Below are 20,718 nucleotides of genomic sequence, written 5' to 3'. Positions count from 1 at the left end.
CCGGCTGTAACCCACAGCTGCGGGCTGTCAGAGTTTTCGAGCTCTTCCTTTATTTCCGCAAGAGTTTCATCCACCAGTTCCAGCCACGACGATCCCATTACCCACAGGCCCATGTCGTTGCCGACCTGGCGCGGATTGTATGTGACACGCGCGTTTTTATTCTGTATGCGGCCCGGTGCGTTGCCGGCCGGGGCCGGGCCGCTGTTGTCCGGCCCGCCGCTCCCGCCGGTTCCCGCTGCCGACGCGGACGGTTTCTGCGCGTCTATATTCAGCGCCATGCGCATATTGGCGTCGGACGGGATTTCTTTGAGCGTCGTGCCGATATCGTCAAGCAGCGATTTGATCATTTCGCGCCGCTGCGCCGCGTCCGACGCGGGCAGCGAATACTGGCGTTTGACCGACATCACTTCCGGCGCGGCGGACAGATTTTTTTTAAGCGCGTCGCCCAGCGCCGATTTTCCGCCCCGTTCCGAGGGCTTGAGCACCTGCAGTTCCGGTTTCCGGTCCGGCAGATAGATGATTTCCGCCTGCACGCTTATTTCCTGGTCGAGCGGCACGCGTTCCAGGTTGCGCTTGAGCGAATCAACCGGGCCGGTTTTTTTATCCTGCTCCGCCTGACCGGAGTGCGGCGACTGTTGAGTCCCGCCGGAGGAGCCGCCGTCCGGCCCGCCGCTGCCGCCGCCCCGGGCGGGCGAGTCAGTCCCGTCCGACTTGCTGCCGGAATAAGCCAGCGACAAAGACAGCCCTTCGCCCTTGCGGTTCGGAGTCAGGCTGAAGGCGAGCTTCACCGTTTCGTCCGCGTCCTTATGTTTTCCGGTTGCCGCCAGCAGCCGCGCGTAGCGGAAACGCGCCACTGAATCGCGCGGTTTGATTTTAACCGCGCGGCGAAACAGGCCGAGCGCGTCGCCGGTTTTGCCCTGCCGTTCGTACAGCGCGCCAAGCTCGAGCATGGCGTCCTCGTAATCGGGATAGAGGCTCAGCGCCTCGCGAAACGATTCCGTGGCGTTCTCTTCCATGCCCAGCCGCGTTTCCAGCAGGCCCAGCTGGTACCGGTAAAGCGGGTGGCGCGGCTCCAGTTTCACCGCCCGGCGGAAATAGTCGAGCGCCAGGTCATGCCGGCCAAGCGATTCGTAAATCGAGCCGATATCCATCTGTATGTCGGACCGGTTCGGTTCGTATTTCGCCGCCGCCAGAAAGGACTTCAGCGCCGCGTGCGCGTCGCCTTTCCAGGCGTGCGCTATGCCCATAAGCTGGTGCGCCTGCGAGTTTTCAGGGTCAATTGCAAGGGCGGTTTCGTATTCTGTCATGGCCTGGTCAACCTGCCCGGTCCAGTATAACGCAGAACCCAGCATGACGTGCGGCCAGGCGTCGTTTTTGTTTTCCACCACCGACCGGCCGAATTCGCGCGCGGCTTTCTGGTAATCGCCGCCCTGCATGTAATGCATTCCTTTCTGCATGTTGCGGTAGGACTGCTGGATCATGATCCGGTCCCACATCGTCTGGGTATAAGGATCAGGCGGAAGTTTAGTGTCGCGCGCGCAGAAACCCGGCGCACAGGAGGCCGGCAGCGCGAGCAGAAATGCCGCGGACAGGGTTTTCAGGGCGGATGCGCGCATAACGATCAATATCATATGTTAGCAAAATTCTGGGCCCGCTCCGACCCGCGCGCCGCAAACGCCCCGGCGTCAGGCCGCGCGCAGGATCCGCGTTCATGGCAGGCGGTGCAGTTCCTCGACCAGTTTTTTCGCCTGACGATACTGCCTGATAAAAAGAAATGCGCCCAGCGCCGGAATCGCCCACGCGCAGAACCGGAACATATATTTGTTGAATCTGGTTGCGGGTTTGAGGATTTCCACATCCTGCGGCGCGGCCACATAAAGCAGCTCGCAGGAACCTTCGCCGGTATCGTTTCGCGTGACGCTGGTGTTCCACGTCATGGGCGTTGCCGAACCTTCTTTGAATATTTTCGCGTTTATCAGCCTGCCCCTGATCCTGATCTGGTCGCCGGGCGCCACGGCGCGGAGTTTCGCGGCGGTTGCGCTGTCACAGGTGGCGCAGTGTGTGTTCGCCGCCGCATGCATGTTGAACAGCCGTTTCCCTTTCCAGCTGACGGAATAATGGTTGAGCATGACGCGGAGTTTGACGTTCCTGTAATATTTATGGCGCGCGTTATCGCCCCACAGCAGGCCCAGATCCGCCGGCACAAGCCCTTTTTGCCCGCTCAGTGCGTTATGCGACACTCCAAACACGAACGCCGTGGCTTCATAATTGTACAGCGGGGTCATTTCCCACTCATAGCCGCCGGCGCTGCAGCGGACAGGGCGGGCGTTTCCGTCCAGTTCCGTCTGAACCGGCACTCCTGCCGCCTCCGGCAGAATATCGCGGATTTTCCGGTATTGATTGGTTTCTGCCGAGTGGAAATAGACGGCGCCGGCAAACAGGGCAAGGAATATCCATTTGTACATTGCGGTTCTCCGGTCCGTGAACTGCGTGCCGGCGGATCCGGCGTTCGTCAGGCAATGGCGGCCGCGGCGGTTATGACAACGCCCCCGGCTCGAAACCGGGGGCGTTGCCGTTATCCGCGCCTGAAGTTATTTAACGGCCGCTTTTTTGCGCGGAGCGCGTTTCGCGGGTTTCTTCGGCGACGCGGCCGGTTTTGGCAGATCCGCTTTTACGGGCAGGCCTTTGACGGTGTCGTAATAATCCAGGCCCGAATGATCCAGCACTTCCTCGCCCATCAGCAGCCGGAGCGTGTTTTTGAATTTTATGTGCTGGATGAACAGGTCGTGCTCCGGCTTGAGATCCGGCCGGCACATTGGCGATTTGTAGAAGAAAGACAGCCATTCCTGTATTCCCTTCAGCCCGGCGCGATGCGCCAGATCGGTGCAGAGGATCAGATCCAGCGCGACGGGCGCCGCCAGAATCGAGTCCCGGCACAGGAAGTTGATCTTGATTTGCATCGGAAGCCCCATCCAGCCGAAAATATCAATATTGTCCCACCCTTCTTTCGCGTCGCCGCGGGGCGGGTAGTATTCAATGCGGACCTTGTGGTAATGGTTCTTGTAAAGCTTGGGATACAGCTCGGCATCCAGTATCGTGTCAAGCACGGAAATCTTGCTGACTTCCTTGCTTTTGAACGAGCCGGGATCATCGAGCACTTCGCCGTCGCGGTTGCCGAGAATGTTCGTGGAATACCAGCCGCTCAGGCCCAGCATCCGGGCTTTGAGGCCCGGCGCGACGATGGTTTTCATAAGCGTCTGCCCGGTTTTGAAATCCTTGCCGGAAACCGGCAGGCCGTTGCGCTCAGCCAGTTCGCGCAGGGCGGGCATGTCAACGGTAAGGTTGGGTGCGCCGTTGGCGAACGCAATGCCCATCTTCAGCGCGGCGTAAGCGTAAATCATGGAAGGCGAAATCAGCGGCGAGTTCTTCCGCAGGCCTTCCTCGAACGCTTTGAGGCTGTTGTGCACCGGCCCGGGTTTGGAATACGCTTCCGTGGAGCCGATCCAGATCATTACATTGCGGTCAATTTTATTCGCCTTGTTGAACGCCCTGATGTCCGCCATCAGCTGCTCGGCCAGAAGCATTTTGTTCTTGGCTTTTTTCATCATGCCGGGTTCCGGCGCAAGGTTTTTCACGTAATTGTTGTCAAATACCGCAGGCATCGGCCTGACTTTTTTCAGAGCGGCTTTGATCGGCTCGAGTTTGCTGGGGTGCAGCACGCCGGCCTTGAGCGCGGTAAGATACATGTCGTCCCTGAAAATGTCCCAGCCTCCGAACACCAGGTCATTCAGCCCGGCCAGAGGGGCAAAATCTTTTATCAGCGGGTTGCGGTTTTCATAGCGTTTGCCCAGCCGGATCCTCTGCATCTGTGTGACGGATCCGAACGGCTCTCCCAAACCCCGTTTGGCCAGCTCCACGCCTGCTATGAGCGTGCTGGTAACCGCGCCCATACCCGGTATCAGTACCCCCAGTTTGCCTTTTGACGGGGCAATTCCGTTTTTGTTGTGTGACATCTCGTCCTCCTAAATAAAATGTTGCGCAAAAGTTCGAAGCAACCCTGTCTGCACGGTGCCGCCCGTAAGCGCCGATTCGTAACCCGCCGTCATAAGAGCCACGCAGGTTTCGGCTTCACGAAGATTGGCGAGCCGCTGTGCGGGACTTTCCAGCGCGGTTTTGAATTCACCGAGCAGACCAGCCATCCAGGTCGGATGCGCCGAGCCTGCGGACAGTTTTTCGCCGGTCTCAAACATTACCGTCTTTTCACCTTTCCTTTCAAGTATAACAATATCGTCGCGGATTTCAATGATCCCCGTTCTGCCGTATACCGCGCCCCAGTTCTTTCGGACGGGGCTTTCCCAGGTCAGATATACCAGCGCGGTCTTCCGCTCCTGCGGGTCCGCCCCTTCAAATTCTATCTGGCAGGAGCAGGATCGTTCCGCTTTCTCGCGCCCGGCGCCGGTGAATGCCGCCGTAACCGACAGAGGTTTGCCGCCCGTCAGGCAGTGCGCCAGATAAAAATTGTGCCAGCCGTGGTCCGCCATGATCCCGCCGCCTGACAGTTTCGGATCCTGCCGCCAGTCCCTGCCGTCCGCCGTTACGGAAGGCTGGTTCCGCAGAACATGCAGTTCCGCATGCAGAACCGCGCCGATCATTCCTTTTTGTATAAGTTCTCTTGCCTTAAGCATGGGCGGCGCGTATTTCCAGTTGTGCACGGTGAACAGCGCGAGCCGTTTCTTTTCCGCGGCCTTGAGCAGCAGGTCGAATTCCCGGCGCGAAAACACAAGCGGTTTTTCGCACAGCACATGCAGGCCCGCTTCAAGGCAGGCTTCCGCCGCGCCGAAATGGCAGGCGGGCGGCGTGGCTATGTCGGCGAAATCAAGATGTTTTTCCGCCGCCAGCAGTTCCGCAAGCGATTCGTAGATCCGCGCTTCGGGAAAACAGCGCGCCGCCGCGGCCCGGCGCTGCTGCGACTGCTCCGCCACCGCCACGATCTCCAAACAGTCTTTCTGGTCCAGCAGAGCCGGACAGTGGCCGTTTTCAGCCACCGCCCCGAACCCCGCTAAAGCGCCCCTGTGCATGATCAGCCGAGGTTGAACCGCTTGGCCAGCGCGGCAAACGCTTCGTCGAGCTTGCCGAGCCCTTCCTCGGCTTCTTTTCTGGTGATCACGAGCGGCGGGTTGATGCGGATGGTTTTTGAATAGCACATCGACATCACGCCCCGCTTCAGGCATTCGTCAAACAGCGCGCGCGTGATCTCGCCGGGCAGCGGCTCTTTTGTCGTCCTGTCGGACACCATTTCCACGCCGATCATCAGGCCCCGGCCGCGCACGTCGCCGATGAAACGGTATTTGTCCTGGAGTTTCCTGAGTTCCTGCAGCATGTACGCGCCCACTTCGGCCGAGTTCGCGACGAGCTTTTCGTCAATTATCGTAGACAGCGTCGCATAGCAGGCCGCGCCCGCCATCGGGTTGCCCCCGTAGCTTGACGAGCTTCCGCTCGGGTTGGCGAACGGCTTGGTGTTGATTATCTTTTCAGTCGAAATAACCCCGCTGACGGGAAAGCCCGCCGCGATGCCTTTGCCCACCGTGATCATGTCGGGCATCGCGTTTTCATGCTCGACGGCGAACATTTTGCCCGTTCTGCCGAACCCGCAGATCATTTCGTCGGCGATGAACAGCGCGTTGTTTTCGTGCGCTATGTCAATCATCGCCTGCAGGTATCCCGCAGGCGGCACGATGTTGCCGTTGGTGCCCTGGACGGGCTCCATGATAAAGGCGGCTATGCGTCCGGTGGTCTGCAGTTTGAGGTTCTTGCGCACGAACTCGGCGCAGAACAGCCCGCAGTCGGGGTGTTTCATCTTGAACGGGCAGCGGTAGCAGTATGCGTGCGGCACAAGGTGCATGCCGGCCGGAAGAGGCCCGAAATTATGCTTGAAAGTGTCGCCCAGCAGGCCGAGCACGCCCATGGATTTTCCGTGGAATCCGCCCCAGAAACCCACGAATTCGTAATTGCCGGTGTAGCTTTTCGCGAGGCGCAGGGCCGCTTCCACCGCTTCCGCTCCGCCCGAATAGAGCTGCGTGCGCTTGAGCTCGCCCGGCGCGACGGACGCGAGCAGCTTGAGAAATTTCATCCGGTTTTCGGTCGAGAAGCTGCCCACTCCGATTTTCCCGATCTGTTCGGAAAGGATTTTGACGTATCTGGGATGCGCGTGCCCGATGCTGGCCACGCCCACTCCCGCATAAAGGTCCAGATAGCGGTTGCCGTCAACGTCTATGAAATACGAGCCTTCCCCGCGCTCCATGGCCACACCCGAAAATGTGCCGATCTGCTGGCTGCCGGGGGCGATGTATTTCTGCTCTTCCGCGATAAGCGCGGAGGATTTCGGCCCCGCTTTGAATGCTTCCGATTTCACTGCTGTTGTCATAGTACGGCTCCTTTAACGGCCCTGCGGCCGGCGTGTTTGCCCGAAACTTTGGCGTAAATGTGCTGCGCGATGGGGGTTTTTACCTCGTCGCGCACTCTGGCGAAGCTCGGCCAGGAATTGATGTCAATAACATAAATCCGGCCCTGCGGCGTGATGATGGCGTCGCCGCCGTAGACTTCCAGACCTACCGCGCGCGCCACCTGCGCCGCGTGGTTTTCAAGTTTTTCCAGATCGAAAGAATGCGTCCGGTTGGCGGGGTCGCTGTGATAGAACCAGCCGAACCATTTAAGCGGGCCGACCGCGTAAAACTTTACCAGATCGCCGTCAATGTGTTCCTGCACCACCACGCTGGTGATTCCGCGCGGCTCGAAATCCCGGCGCACCGCCATGGCATCCGCCCAGTTTCCGATGTAAACGACGTCGTGGTCGCAGGTGTTGTGCACGTCCCCGCGCTTGACCCATGCGCCCTTGGGCCCGAAACAGGAAACCGGTTTGCCCGCGCCGAGCGCCTCGGTCGGGATAATCTCGGTTTTCGGATGTATTTCGCCGCACGCGCTCATGAGCGGCGTCATATTCACGCGGTAGCAGTTCAGCACCGCTTCGACGGGGTTGACTATATGGGGGCCTTTCCAGCCGGCGATTGTTTTGAGCGCGGGAGGATTTTCGCACATCGGAATGACGGCGTCCCACTCCGCCGGGTTTACGGAACCGATTTTTTCAGGCTCCAGCAGAGCGGTTTCCGCTCCGAGCTTGCTCAACTCCTCCGCGACGGCGCGCAGAATGAGCGTATCATCCTGCTCATGGTTGGGCGAGTTGGTGATTTCACGGTAGATGGCGAGTATTTTCGGCATAAGCGGTTAATGACGGAGGCCTCAGCCCCACTTCTCCCCCGGCTTGCGGAGAAACTGTTTGTACAGGAATTCCTCGGCAAACTCAATATCGTCCGGCGTGTCCACGTCCACGCTCTGGCGGATGGGGAACGACGATATCCGTTTGCCCTGCGCTGCGATATCGGCTAGATATTCCCGCAAAGCGGCGTAGTTCCTGGTTTCCGGCATCTGTTCGGCCAGCGCGCTGGTCAGGAAGTAAATCCCGCTGGTCACAAATTTTTTCTGCGCGCAGCCCGGCCCCAGCCGGGAAATCAGGCCGTTGTCCTCGATATCGGCCCAGAGCGGTTTGGTGTCCGCCACGCGGTCGGTCACGCCCAGCACGGCGTCCGCGAAGCTCGACTGGGCCGATACGATGAATTTCTCCAGATCGGCGGGATTGTACAGCGAATCCACCGTGCTCAGCAGAAAATGGTCGGTTTTCTGGGCCAGGGTCTGCGCCACCAGCCGGAAACTTTCATAGGAGGTTTCGGTGTCTTTTACCAGAAAAACGAAATTCAGGTCGGGAAAAGCCTGCTTGAGATGCGCGCGCGCGGGTTTGCCGGCGGAATTTAAGAGTATCGTGAAATCCTCGAACCCGGCGGTTTTCAGAATCCGCACGGTCCATTCTATGAGCGGAACGTTTATGAGCGGAACCATCGGCTTGACTATGCCGGGAAACGCGGCCTGAAGCCTTGTGCCGTGACCCGCGGCGAAGATGCCGGCGTGTTTTTGAAACATCATGTGGCGTTGCTCCTTATCCTGATAAAAATTTCCCGGTCAAAATCCCCCGGCGGCCAGTTTCTCCGGCAGTTCCTGCAAAGAGTCGAGCACGATTACCCGCGCCCCCCAGTCCTGCGGCAGCGCCTGTTCTTTCCGGCTGCCGCGCAGAAAAGCCGCCCGCATGTCCAGCGCGAGCGCGCCCGCGATATCGCGGCGCGCGCAATCGCCCACCATCATGGCGTCGCGCGGAGAAACGGCCAGCCGGTCCAGCGCGTGCAGAAAAATCCCTTTATCCGGCTTGGCGCTGCCTACCGCGCCGGAATCGGCGACCGCGCCGAAATACTCGAGCAGCCCCTCGGAGTTCAGCATGCTTTCCAGATTCCCGTAATTGTTCGACACAACGCCCAGCCTGAATTTTTTTGCCAGCGCGGCCAGAACCGGTTTGTTCCGGGCGAAAAACATACGGCAGTTCTTTACGAACTCGCCGGCAATTTTTTCGGCTTTGACGGAATCTTCCATCCGCAGATTTTCCAGCACGTCGGTTACCTGCAGAAGCACCGTTTCGGCAAGCCCCAGCCCCTGAAGGCGGTGGCGCGCGGACAGGTTGTCGTCGGCATCGTAAAACGCCCGGTCGAATTGCTCGTTCGACACGGGTATTCCGCATTCCAGATAAAGCGGGAAAAACAGCTCTTTCCATGCGGTGCCGTTTGAATCAATGGTGCCGCCATGGTCAAAGAGGATGGCTTTCATTGCCTATATTGTACAATATTTACATGCATATGGGTTCACCGGCCCGTCGTGCCGGGCAAGCCCGCCGATTTGCTCGGGGCGGCAAATATGCTACCATTAACCGGGTCCGCGCTGGGCGCGGAGTTTTAATCGCGGAGGGTGTTTATGCGAAAAATTTTATTGACAGTGCTGTCGGGCGCGCTATTGGGCGCGGCTGCGCCCGCCGCTCAGGCGTTCTGGCCGTTCGGTTCAAAGGAAAAGATCGCCGAGCCCGCGGCCGACGGAAAAGAACGGGTGGCCGCGCCGGAGCTGGAATCGCAGTCATGCGCGGATAAGTTCGATAATGTGGTGTCTTCCGCGATACCCCCGGTAAATTATGACGCGCTGGTTGACTCGCTCGCCGAGGATCTCGGACTGACTGAAAATCAGGAGCAGAAGCTGCGCGAGCTTTTTGAAAAGCACCGCCAGAAATACGAGGCGCGTCTGAAAGACTATGCCGAGCAGTCCGAACTGCTTTCCAAAAAGCGTGAATCGCTGGTTGTCATACGCGATAAAATACAGGAAACGATTGACCGCATTCCTTCCGTTCTCATGACGCGGCTGGAGGAGGATCAGAAGCGCGATTATCTGGTCATTCTTGAGAAGCAGATCGCTGCAGAGGGCCGGAAGATTAAAAAGGTTGTCCCGCCGCCTCCCGCCGCCGTGCCGGCTGCTGAAACCACCGTCGCGGATGAAAAACCGGCCGCCGCACCGGAACCGGAGAAAAAGGTGAAGAAAAAAGCCGAGAAAAAAGAGGAAAAACCCAAGCTCGCGCCGGAGTTTGAAGGGTTCAATCTGCCGATTTAATATGGTCTGCCCGGCTTAACGTATTTTTCAGGAAAAGCCGCCCGCGTCATAACTGACGCGGGCGGCTTTTGTAAATTCCGCTCACAAAATCCCGGCGCCGGCCGGCGCGGCATAATGATTGCCGGCATGGCATGGCTCAAGCAGAGGGCTGGCGTGTGTAATCCTGTGTAAGCGGGGCAAACGAAGTCCTGACCAAAAGAACCCCCGGCTTGCCGGTAAAGCGTAATAATAACCGGCAGACCAATGGCACAGCCGGGGGAGCTGCGTTTAAGATCGCAGTTCCCTGCGCGTTCAAGCCAGCAGGCGGCGGATGAACGGCTTCCGCCCAAACGCGCAGGACGGGAAAATGTTTTCAGCCGCCGCTGCGCGCCATTCGGGTTTTCGCGGTGCGGGCGGCGGGGTGGCAAACCGTCAAAATACCGGGTTTTACCGGGCCGCCAGAATTCCTTTTTTCCGCAGTTGCGTGCGGAAATAGTCAACCGTGGAAAGCAGGCCTTTTTCAAGTTCCACTTCGGGTTCCCAGCCCAAAACCGTTTTGGCGCGCGTTATGTCGGGCCGGCGCACCTGCGGATCGTCCTGCGGCAGCGGTTCGGTGACGATCGGCGCGGCGCTGCCGGTGAGCTTTTTTATTGTTTCGGCCAGCTCCCGCACCGTGATTTCGTGCGGGTTGCCAAGATTGATCGGTTCATTGCAGTCGCTTTCAAGCGCGCGGTAAATCCCGTCCACCAGATCGCTTACATAGCACAGGCTGCGCGTTTGCGAGCCGGACCCGTATATTGTTATCGGCTTGCCGGTAAGCGCCTGGGTCATGAAATTGGGCACGGCGCGGCCATCGTTAATTCGCATTCGAGGCCCGAACGTGTTAAAAATCCGCACTATCCGGATCGGCAGTTTGTGGTACCGGTGATAAGCTGTGGCGAGCGCTTCTGCAAACCGTTTCGCCTCGTCGTACACGCCGCGCGGGCCGATCGGGTTCACGTTGCCCCAGTAGGTCTCCACCTGCGGGTTGACCTGCGGATCGCCATACACTTCGGAGGTGGACGCCAGCATGAAAATGGCGTTTTTCTCTTTGGCCAGCCCCAGCGCTTTGTGGGTGCCAAGTGCGCCCACTTTGAGAGTCGGGATCGGAAACTGCAGATAATCGGCCGGGCTGGCCGGGCTGGCGAAATGCAGAATCGCGTCCACCGGGCCGGGGATATGATTATAATTCGTCACGTCGTGGCGGATGAACATGAAACCGGGGTTCTGGAACATATGCTCGATGTTTTCGATCGAGCCGGTGAGCAGGTTGTCCATCCCGACCACCTGGTGCTCCCGCGCCAGCAGGTAGTCGCAGATATGGCTGCCCAGAAAGCCGGCCGCTCCGGTCACCAGTATTTTCATCAGGGCCGTCCGACGGATTTGTAGGTGAATCCCAGTTTCCGCATCTTCGCCGGGGAATACAGGTTCCGCCCGTCAAGCAGGATCGGGTGCCTGACCAGCCTGAGCACTTTTTCCATATCCAGTTTCTTGAATTCGGGCCATTCGGTGATCAGCATGACGCAGTCGGCCCCTTTGACGGTGTCGTAAGCGTCTTTGCAGAACGTTATCGCTTTCGAGCCGAGCACCCTGCGCGCGTTTTCCTGCGCCACGGGGTCGTAAGCGCGGATTTTCGCGCGCCGCTCGCGCAGAGCGTGGATAATATCCAGGCTGGGCGCGAACCGCATGTCATCGGTGTCGGGTTTGAACGCCAGGCCCAGCACCGCCACCGTTTTGCCGCCCAGATTCCACAGTTCCTCTTCGGCGTGGCGGATGGGCCACATCTTCTGGTCGTTGTTGATTTCCGTTACCGTGCGCAGCAGTTCGAAATCGTAGCCTTTTTTGCGGCAGATCCAGTAGAACGCTTCAAGATCTTTAGGAAAGCAGAACCCGCCGAACCCGATGCCTGCCCGCAGGAAACTGTGGCCGATGCGCGCGTCCATGCCCATGCCTTTGGCTACGTCTTCCACATTCGCGCCAGTCCGTTCGCACAGCGCGCCGACGGCGTTGATGAACGAAATCTTGGCCGCCAGAAACGAGTTTGACGCGTGCTTGATCAGTTCCGAGCTTTTTGTGTCCGTCAGCAGAATGGGGCAGTCGAGCGGGGCGTAAATGTCTTTCATCACTTTGGCCGTCCGGTCGGATTCGGTGCCTACCACCACCCGGTCGGGATGCAGAAAATCGGTTACCGCGGAGCCCTCGCGCAGAAATTCCGGGTTGGACGCCACGCCAAATTCCACGCCCTTGCGCACGAAGCGGGCTGCGGTTTTGGCGATCCATTCGCCCGTTTCCACCGGCACGGTGGATTTTTCAACGATGACCGTGTACTGTGTTATCGCCAACGCGATCTCCTCGGTCACTTTTTCCACGAATGACAGATCGGCCGACCCGTCCGACCGGGGCGGCGTGCCCACCGCGATGAACGCCGCGTCGGCGTGGTGGCCTTTATGGATGATTCCCTGCGCTATCGAGCGGGTGAAAAACAGCCTGCCGGCTTTGCGGTTTTTTGCCACGACTTCCGCCAGACCGGGTTCATAAATCGGTATTTCGCCTTTCTCCAGCATGGCGATTTTGCGGATATCGGAATCCACGCATACCACCCGGTGCCCCGCCTGCGCGAGGCAGGCTCCGGTAACCAGCCCCACATAACCGGTGCCTACTACACAAATATTCATCTTTTTCATTATGGTCGCCGCCGAAAGTGAAACGGATATCGTCTTATATGACGCTGACCATATGATATCCTTTTTCGCTGCCCGCTGCAAATGCGCGGGGCCTGCGCGCGAGCCCGGTAATTTTGTAGAATTAGTTATATTTAATTAGTAAGGGATTTACAGGATATATGATGAGAAACTTTCCAGAACTTGCAGCAACGAAAAAAGCCGCGGTCGGCATTATCGGGCAGGGATATGTGGGGTTGCCGCTGGCCGTGGAGTTTGCCCGCGCGGGATTTAAAGTCACCGGTTTCGAGGTGGATTTGAAAAAAGTGGCCGGTCTTAACGCCGGAAAATCTTATGTGGATGATATTGCGGACGACACGCTTTCTCCGCTCGTGCAATCCGGCGCGCTGCGCTGCACCGGCGATTTTTCGGAGCTGGCGGCACAGGATGCCATTATCATCTGCGTGCCCACGCCGCTGCGCAAAAGCAAGGACCCCGATGTTTCGTATATAGTGGCGGCGGTCGAGTCGGTTCGCAAATACCTGCGCCGGGGCCAGCTGATAATACTGGAAAGCACCACCTATCCCGGCACGACCACCGAGCTGGTGCGTCCGATGCTGGAGGAAACCGGGTTTAAAACGGGCCGCGATTTCTATCTGGCGTTTTCGCCCGAGCGGGTTGATCCGGGCAATCCCGATTACGGCATTATCAATACGCCCAAGGTTGTCGGCGGCGAAACCGCCGCCTGCACGGAATATGCCGCCGCGCTGTACGGCGCAGTTGTCGAACGCGTGCTGAAAGTGTCAAACACCCGCGCGGCGGAGCTGGTGAAACTGCTTGAAAACACCTTCCGCGCGGTCAATATCGGCATGGTCAACGAGTTCGCGCTCATGTGCGACCGGCTGGGCCTGAATGTGTGGGAAATTCTGGATGCCGCCGCCACAAAACCGTTCGGATACATGCCGTTTTATCCCGGCCCCGGAATCGGCGGACACTGCATCCCGCTCGATCCCCATTATCTCGGCTGGAAAATGAAAACACTCAATTTCGAGCCGCGCTTTATAGAGCTGGCCGGCACGATCAACTCCACCATGCCGGCCTATGTTGTGAACAGGGTTTACAGGATGCTTAACGAAGCGGGCAAGTGTCTGTCGGGGAGTGCCATTCTGGTGATGGGGGTCACTTACAAGGCCGATATCTCCGATCCGCGCGAATCGCCCGCGCTGGACGTTATTTCCCTGCTCGGCAAAACCGGCGCGCGGGTGGATTACCATGACCGGTATGTAAGGGAGTTCGCGGTGGCGGGGAAAAAGCTGGTTTCAAAAAAACTGTCCGCGGCGATGCTCGCGAAGTACGACTGCGTTGTAATCCTTACCGCACATAAATGCGTTGATTACAGGGAGCTGGTCCGGCATTCCGCGCTGGTGTTTGATACCAGAAACGCGGCGAAAGGCATCCGGTCTAAAAAAATCGTGCGGCTGTAAACGGGCAGCGCGTTTCCGTGTTTTTCAAGGCCCCGCGTCAGCGGGGCCTTCGGTTTACGGGTCCATATCGCCGGCGGTATCCGGCGCGGCGGGTTTTCGGGCGGGCGGCAATTCCCGGGCGAGCGTCAGCGCGCGCACGCGGCCGGCTCCGGCCCGGCGCAGGGCGCGGGCGCATTCCTCCAGAGTCGCGCCGGTGGTGCAGATATCGTCTATCAAAAGCACTTCCAGCCCTTTCGCGCCGGGCGCGGCCGCGAAAGAGTTCAAAAGGTTTTTCTGCCGCTGCCCGCGGTTCAGTTTAGCCTGCTGGGCCGTTGGAGATGTTTTTGACAGCAAGGCATCGGCTACAGGTATTTTTACGGCGCGGGCCAGTTCCTGCGCCAGCGCGGCGGACTGGTTGAAGCCCCGCTCTGCCAGCCGTTTCTCATGCATGGGAACCGGAACCAGCGCGTCCGCGCCGTGCAGCTCCGGGTGCCGCAGGTAAGCCAGCTGCATGTATTGCGCCAGATAAGCCGCCATGCCCGGTTTATAGCGGTATTTAAACGAATGAACCGCGCTTTTCAGTTCCGGCGTCAGGTGCAGCGCGGAACGGATTATTCTGCATTTGTAGCCGTCCGCTTTCACGCCCAGGCAATGGCGGCAGTGCGCGCCGCCGTCGGGCAAAGGCAACCCGCAGCGCAGGCACAGGGGATATGACACCGGCAGCAGTTTTGCCTGGCAGGCGCGGCACAGCAGCGCGGTTTTCCCGAACGGCAGATCCGCGCCGCAGTGCGCGCAGGTATGCGGCAGCAGTATGTGCAGAACCAGCGTCTTCAGCTGCTGCATGAGGCCCGCCTGGCGCGGACGGGAACAGGGGTTATCCGTTTTTCCGGTCATAGGGGAACCGCTAGAACTGCAGCGTCATTGTTGTGCCGGCCTGAAAACTGACATATTCTTCTTCCGGCAGGTATTTGTGCCAGAGCCGCTGCAAACCGCCGTTGAGCGCGACGCGCAGGTTTTTCGATATCTCGTAATCCGCGTTTGTTGAAAGCGACAGCAGGTTCGTATTGTCCGCCTGAGTGATCTGGGAGCGTTTGACGGCGAAGCTCAGCGTCGTGGTCCATACCACGCGGTTGGTGAACATCAGCGGCTTGCTCATAAACGGCAGCTGCAGGCCTTTGGGCAGGTTCATGTCGGCGCGCGCGAGCAGGCTGGGCGTCACGGTGGTGGTTTCGCCCGACAGCATGGCGGAAGTGTATGACTGGTCGAATGAGTAATCCACTTTCGGTGTCAGGCGGAATTTGCCGGAATTGAATGTCCCCTGCACGCTCGCGTCGCGGTGCCTGGTCGAGGCGGTTTCAGCGTTCAGCCGGAGATCCACGGTGTTGGTGTTGATGAAGTTGGCGATAATGGAACTGTCCACTTTTTTCATTGCCAGAAACCGCAGATCCACGCCGTAGGTGTTTTCCGTGGCCAGGCTGGTGGCGATGACTTCGGTCGTCTTGCGCGAGTACTTGACGTTTCCGATCGCGCTGCTGATCCAGCGGGACGTGCCCGTAAGCGTTTCCAGCTGGTTAAGGGTCGCCAGTATGTTCGGCAGGTTTTTCGTAACCGTTTTGGTGTAGGTACCGGTTATTTCCTTGCGCTCCACGGCATAGGAGAAGGTGTTGGAAAGCGCGAGCGTTTTCAGCGGCGCGAGCGTTTTGCCGAACGATACGGTGGACAGCGGCGACCAGCGCTGTGTGGAGGTCACCGTGTCGCGCAGGGTAAGGTTGGTGCGCGCGGTGTAGATGCTGGCCGTTTTGAGCGGGATGCGTATCCACAGCATCGTTTTGGTGTCCATGTTGTTGTCCACGCCGGTCCAGGTGTCGCCGTCCTGCAGCTGGTAGCCGGCGGTGAGCGTAAGGGTTTTGAGCGCGGCCCACGACGGCACGACCTGCGCGCCGCTGAGATTTATGTTGAGTCCGCCGTTGGCCGTGCGGTTGACCGTTTTTATCTGCCCCACGCTGAAGGCCTGCGAATTGGCGCCTACGGTAATGGTGCTGACGGTGAGGTTCGCGTTTTCGATCGTGTTGACCGAATAGCTCGCCGTTGGGTTGAACCACGCCAGCAGCGGAAAATTGCCGGTGAAGCCCGCCGTCTGGGTGAGCGATTTGTTGTAGGAGACGGCCGTATCGCCCGCGCCTGCGCCGGGCCGGGTTTCCTTGCTTTGCTTGAGCGCGTAGGAAGGGTTGAACGCCGCGCCTTTCCACGGCGCGAACATCAGGCCAAGGCTCATGTCGTCCACTTTTTCGTAAGCCGTGTAATAGCTGCTCGTGCTGATGAGCGACAGGTTATTGTAAACCGTGTCGTTGTTCGCGCGGGAATAGCGCGCGTCAATGCTGCGGGGCAGCGCCGCGGTTTTAAGCGGCACGCTGTATTTCATCGCCGCGGAGTAAATTTTATAATCGTCGTCACGGCCGAGTGACGCGTAATTGGCTTTGGTGAACGAGTAAGACATGTCCACCTGCGGCAGTTTCGGCACGGCCAGCGTGGCTTTGGCGGTGCCGTTTTTGGTAGTCACCTCGCCTTGTGAAATAAGCGACACGAGGTTGGAACTGTCGTCCGACGTGACGGTGTATGGGGTGACAACTTTCTTGTCCGAGTACGTCGCCTCCATCGGCAGCACCGAGATGCGGCGCAGGCGCATGTAAGCGGTCGTTTCTGCGGAGTCCTGTTTCGTGTTGACGGAAACCGGGGTCTGGAAATTGCGGTCCATTGACTTGTATTTGCCGCCGAATTCGCCCCAGCCCGGCACCTGAAAGTCAGCCTGCAGTTTTTTGGCGTTGCCGACCAGCGTGCGCGGCTCGCCCACAAACAGCTCGTCGAGCCAGACCGATCCGGAATGGGCCTGCATGTCGGTTGTCATGATGCCCGCGCGGATAATGCCGATTGACGCGAATGATGCCGTCCCCGACGACGTGAGCGTCATTTCGTAGTTGCAGGCGTTCTGCCAGTCGTCGGCCACGCCGTCGCCGTTGCTGTCGGTCAGTTCAAGTTTGTACTGCCGCCAGCCGGTGAATCCGAGCGGAATCTGCACCTGTTTGTAGGCGGAGTCGGTGCCGATGCGCAGGAACACGAGCGTGGTGGTGCTCACCTCGTTTCCGGGCGGATTGTTCAGCAGAAAGCTGAACAGTTTGTGCGCTGAAATGTCAATGGAATTGGTGAAGCGCCGGTCGGCCGACATGACAGCTGGGCCGGTGGAGGTGTAGATCAGGTTCAGCGACTGCTCGATCACGTTTTCGGAATTGGTAAGCTGCTGCTGGTCTTCCACCGAGCCGTAGAGGTCGTTGTACACCTGCTGGGCTTCGCCGCCCGCCGAGAAAATGGGGGAATATTCCGGATTGTCCTCATTGTTGATGCCCGCGACCGACAGACTGGCCGAGGACGGCGTGGAAGCGTTGACTGTCCAGGTGTTTCCTTCCGCTTCCAGCTGCGCGAGGATGATCTGTCCTTTCGTCTTGCCGCCCGGCGCGCGCTGCAGCGAGATGCGGACCTGTTTTACCGCGGTCCACTTGTAAGTGTCGGTTGAAACGATGCTGAAACCAGCCTGCAGCGTGCGCCAGCCGGTGAAATTTATCGAATTGGTCTGGGTGTTGTTGCTCATGTCCGTAAACAGCGTGCCGTTGACGTAGCCGAAATCTCCGCCGGTGAAATCCTGCGCGTCCAGAATGCCGTTGCCGTTAAGATCCTGGGTGTCTATGATGCCGTTGGTGGCTCCGTAACGGGTGCTGACGCCCGACGCGGGATTATAGTTCCAGCCGATATCCTCGCCGACCGCCAGCTGGCCGTTGCAGTTGAGGTCTTCGGTTTTTGGCGCGTTTACCAGCGTGGTGCCGTTGGCGCAGGTCAGGGTCATGCCGCCGGACCCGTCGGAATCTTCGTTGATCTGCCCGAAATGCAGGTTGACCGACGGGCCGGGCACGGCGGCGGAGCCGTCGCCGCGGACCACCATGCGCAGTATTTTTTTCGAGGAGAAATCCAGGCCCGACAGGTCGAACGGATACACTATGGACGCTTCCGACGACACGCTCAGATCGTAATTGATGACGAGCACCGTCTGCGTGTCGTCCGCGGTGGCGCTGGCGTGCGGATTGATTTCCAGCGTCTTGACCGTGGTGTTGAGCCAGCTTACCGCCGAGGGCAGCGCGGGCGCGTAGATCGGGTTGGCGGCTATGCGCCAGCTGATGGCGTCGAGGCTGGCGGTGGTTTCCTCCTTGACGCCTTCCATGTTCTCCACTATCGCCAGACCGTTAAGGTTCGGATTGCTGCGGCTTTGCGCCGCCTCCGCTCCGAACGAGGAGTTGACTCCCAGCAGCCTGACGTTCTTTAGCTGCGTGTCGCCTTCGTAAACCAGCATGCTCGAAGCGATATCGGAAATGTCGGGCGCGGTTTTTGCTTTGCTGGCCGTCTGGTACAGCAGCGAGGAACCCACGCTGAGCTTGCTGCCCAGATCGTAGGAAACCCGGCCGCCCAGCAGGGCCGACGTGCCCAGCCCGCCGAACTGCGACACGTCGTAAGTTATCTGGATGACGCTGGTGGAGTTGATGCGCGATTCGTTGTAAAAAGTGATGAAGCCGGAATCGTAGTCAATGTAGTAGTCGAGGTTGCGCGTGTATTTCGCGCCGTCCACGATTACCGATTCCGACTGCGTCACGATACTGGGTTCCAGCGTGAAAGTCTTCACGCGCGACGAATATTCGATATGCAGCGTTCGTTTGGAAACCGGCGTGGCGGCGTAGATGTAGGGGTCGGGAGTGTTCGGGTCGTCGGGGCTGGCGAACGGCTTGGCCAGATGGAAGATGCCCAGCTCGAAATCCACCGAGATTGTGTCCGAATAGGTCTGTTTGGGGTTTAGTGTGCTGCCGACTTCGCTGCCGTTGGAATCGTTGACGCGGAGAATGAAATTGCCTTTGCCGTCATCGCGCACGATCTGGGTCTGGCCGATCGAGTAATAGGTTTTAAGCTCGCACTGGTAGCCTTTCTCGGTTGTTGTGTTGATGAGAATATCGTTCTTGGTTTTTATGAGCTTGATATTGCCGGTGCCGTTTGTGCCGAGCGGATCGGCCGGCGAGTTGTAGGCCAGCTGGGTGCCGTTGGCGTTGGTGAAGTCTATAGCCACCACGTCCTGCGAGTCCAGCGCGTTGCGGAACTGGATAAGGCCGTTGGTGTAATCCATCACATAGTCCACCCCGGCGGACAGCAGCCGGAATTTGCCGGTGTAGCTGGAGGTCTGCACGCCCATGTCGTCGGCGGTTTTTTCGAATACGTTTACGCCGTTGGCGGTAACGTAGTTCTGGTTGTCCAGATAAACTTTTTCCGTGCCCTGCTTGATGGGAAGGCGCGCGGTCGCGCTGCCGAATGACAGATCGTAATAGGTGCGCCGCCTGTAGGCGGTGTCAAGAATGTTTACCGATGAAAACACCGTGTTGCCCACAAACTGCTTTGTTTTGGTCGTGCCTTTGGTGCGGCTGCCGATAACGGTGGCTTTAAGACCCTTGTATTTGATGTCGGTGCGGATGCCGAACAGCTGTTTGCTGTAGGAAACGAATTCGGAGGACGGCAGCGTCATGTCAATGTCGCCGAAAGAGGCCGACTGCACCACGTCCTGCGTGTCGCCTTTGTAAATGATCGAGATGTCCTGCTTGTCCTGCTTGGTGTCGTCGTAATCCACGTTGACGGTGATGCGCGGCCCGATCTTGCCCTGCATCCGCACCTGCATCTCCTGCGTCAGGTCGAACGAACTGACGCCGGAGGCGCGGCTGCTGGTCACCTGGGGCGAAAGGTATTTTTTGCTGGAGTAGGCGAACCCGATGACTTTGCGGCCCGTCACGGAAAGCGAGGTGCCGTAGTCCGGCATCTGCAGGGACGGCGGCAGCGCCTTTGGCACTTCCTGCGCGCCGGTCAGTTCGGCGTATTCGGAGGAAAGCTGCCTGTCTTCCTGCAGCAGGCCGTTTTCCGCGGCGTAACGGGCGTCATTCCACTTGTCCTGCGAGTATTTGAATGGCGAGGTTTCGCGTATTCTGTCGCTCAGCGAACGGAGATCCTCTTCGTCCGGCGCGGATTCTTTCTGCTCCGTTTGCGGAAAAATCGAATCGTGCCGGGCCGCGTCTATCAGATGCAGCGAACCGTTGTTTAACGGCGCAAAACCCTGCGCGGAAACGGGCACGCACATTTCCGCGGTCAGCAGGCAGACCAAAAACAGACGGCTTAATTTTTTCACTTGTCGCAAAATTCCGCTGCAATATAAAATTCACGGGCCGGCATTTGGAAAAACGGCGTCCGCAGAGCCGGTTTTGCCCTATACTTTCCCATTTATCCATAATATCATATATGTTTTCATTAAAAGAATTAATTACACTATCCCTCACGGCATTTTTGATAAAATAACCCGGTATGCAAAGAACTTTCCCGCGCTATCTTATTGCCACCATGCTGCCTTATCTGGGGTTCGCGCTCGTCATTTTTTCGGCGGTGCTTTTCATGAACCAGTTTTCGCGGATTTTTAATACGGCCGTAATGATCGGCGCGTCGTTCGGCTGGATCCTGTACGGCATGTCTTACCTGCTGCCGATGGTTTTCTCGCTCAGCGTGCCGATGGCTTTTCAGCTGGCGCTGCTGCTTACGCTTACGGGACTCAACGAGCAGGGCGAACTGCTGGCGCTGCGCGCGGCGGGGTTTTCGGTGCGCCAGATCGTGTGGCCGCTGTTTGCTTTTTCGGTATTGATCATGGGGCTGCTGTTGTGGGTCAATAACTGGGTCAGTCCCACGGGGTTCGCCAAATTCCAGAATTCCCAGCACATGATGGCCGAAAGCATTACCCGCCTGAGACTGGAACCCAAAGCTTTTCTCAATATCGGCGACTGGCGGCTTTATTCGGAGGCCGTGGACAACCAGCGCGGCCGGCTTGAGGATGTGCATCTGTTCCGCAGCCCGGCGGGCGGGGCCATACG

15 protein-coding genes are annotated in these 20,718 nt (G+C 58.6%); 3 read left to right on the top strand and 12 right to left on the bottom strand.

The genetic code is table 11. The annotated features are described in order from the left end of the window. From PHW69_05580 to PHW69_05545, 8 genes are all read right to left on the bottom strand, one after another. Positions 1 to 1,631: tetratricopeptide repeat protein (locus PHW69_05580; GenBank protein ID MDD4004659.1), on the bottom strand; the 1,631-nt coding region annotated here is incomplete at its 3' end. A 78-nt stretch (positions 1,632 to 1,709) separates the two neighbouring features. Next, positions 1,710 to 2,465 (bottom strand): hypothetical protein, encoded by a 756-nt coding sequence (locus PHW69_05575; protein ID MDD4004658.1) that lies wholly within the window; start codon positions 2,463 to 2,465, stop codon positions 1,710 to 1,712. Positions 2,466 to 2,591: 126 nt separating this feature from the next. Continuing rightward, the gene (locus PHW69_05570; protein MDD4004657.1) at positions 2,592 to 4,013 is read right to left on the bottom strand and encodes an inositol-3-phosphate synthase; all 1,422 of its coding nucleotides are present in this window, start codon (positions 4,011 to 4,013) and stop codon (positions 2,592 to 2,594) included. A gap of 9 nt (positions 4,014 to 4,022) precedes the next feature. Beyond that, positions 4,023 to 5,078 (bottom strand): Gfo/Idh/MocA family oxidoreductase, encoded by a 1,056-nt coding sequence (locus PHW69_05565; GenBank protein ID MDD4004656.1) that lies wholly within the window; start codon positions 5,076 to 5,078, stop codon positions 4,023 to 4,025. Between the two features lie 2 nt (positions 5,079 to 5,080). Continuing rightward, the gene (locus PHW69_05560; protein MDD4004655.1) at positions 5,081 to 6,424 is read right to left on the bottom strand and encodes an aspartate aminotransferase family protein; all 1,344 of its coding nucleotides are present in this window, start codon (positions 6,422 to 6,424) and stop codon (positions 5,081 to 5,083) included. Continuing rightward, on the bottom strand, positions 6,421 to 7,275 hold the full coding sequence (locus PHW69_05555; GenBank protein MDD4004654.1) for a hypothetical protein: 855 nt from the start codon (positions 7,273 to 7,275) through the stop codon (positions 6,421 to 6,423). The genes PHW69_05560 and PHW69_05555 overlap by 4 nt, the downstream gene beginning before the upstream one ends. Before the next feature lie 21 nt (positions 7,276 to 7,296). Then, the gene (locus tag PHW69_05550; protein MDD4004653.1) at positions 7,297 to 8,034 is read right to left on the bottom strand and encodes an NDP-sugar synthase; all 738 of its coding nucleotides are present in this window, start codon (positions 8,032 to 8,034) and stop codon (positions 7,297 to 7,299) included. Between the two features lie 36 nt (positions 8,035 to 8,070). Continuing rightward, complete coding sequence (locus PHW69_05545; protein MDD4004652.1) at positions 8,071 to 8,763, bottom strand: HAD family hydrolase; 693 nt, start codon at positions 8,761 to 8,763, stop codon at positions 8,071 to 8,073. Positions 8,764 to 8,907: 144 nt separating this feature from the next. Here PHW69_05545 and PHW69_05540 point away from each other — a divergent pair, with 144 nt between their 5' ends. Beyond that, positions 8,908 to 9,588, top strand: coding sequence for a hypothetical protein (locus PHW69_05540; protein ID MDD4004651.1), 681 nt, complete (start codon positions 8,908 to 8,910; stop codon positions 9,586 to 9,588). A 426-nt stretch (positions 9,589 to 10,014) separates the two neighbouring features. On the opposite strand, the gene PHW69_05535 is transcribed toward PHW69_05540, so the two are convergent. After that, entirely contained in the window at positions 10,015 to 10,971 is a 957-nt protein-coding gene (locus PHW69_05535; GenBank protein MDD4004650.1) for an SDR family oxidoreductase, read from the bottom strand. Continuing rightward, on the bottom strand, positions 10,971 to 12,290 hold the full coding sequence (locus tag PHW69_05530; protein ID MDD4004649.1) for a UDP-glucose/GDP-mannose dehydrogenase family protein: 1,320 nt from the start codon (positions 12,288 to 12,290) through the stop codon (positions 10,971 to 10,973). The genes PHW69_05535 and PHW69_05530 overlap by 1 nt, the downstream gene beginning before the upstream one ends. A gap of 161 nt (positions 12,291 to 12,451) precedes the next feature. On the opposite strand from PHW69_05530, the gene PHW69_05525 reads away from it, so the two are divergent. Then, a complete protein-coding gene (locus PHW69_05525) occupies positions 12,452 to 13,750 on the top strand; it encodes a nucleotide sugar dehydrogenase (protein ID MDD4004648.1) in 1,299 nt (432 codons plus the stop codon). Positions 13,751 to 13,804: 54 nt separating this feature from the next. Here the strand turns inward: PHW69_05525 and PHW69_05520 are convergent, their stop codons facing one another. After that, entirely contained in the window at positions 13,805 to 14,572 is a 768-nt protein-coding gene (locus tag PHW69_05520) for a ComF family protein (protein MDD4004647.1), read from the bottom strand. A gap of 61 nt (positions 14,573 to 14,633) precedes the next feature. Further along, complete coding sequence (locus tag PHW69_05515) at positions 14,634 to 19,988, bottom strand: hypothetical protein (GenBank protein MDD4004646.1); 5,355 nt, start codon at positions 19,986 to 19,988, stop codon at positions 14,634 to 14,636. Positions 19,989 to 20,161: 173 nt separating this feature from the next. Between PHW69_05515 and PHW69_05510 the strand changes: the two genes are divergently transcribed. Continuing rightward, on the top strand, positions 20,162 to 20,718 hold a 557-nt coding region (locus tag PHW69_05510; GenBank protein MDD4004645.1), incomplete at its 3' end, for an LptF/LptG family permease.

The organism is Elusimicrobiaceae bacterium (genome assembly GCA_028700325.1).
Lineage (GTDB): Bacteria > Elusimicrobiota > Elusimicrobia > Elusimicrobiales > Elusimicrobiaceae > JAQVSV01.
The sequence above is the reverse complement of the archived record's forward strand: the minus strand, read 5'-3'. Positions and strand labels throughout refer to the sequence as shown.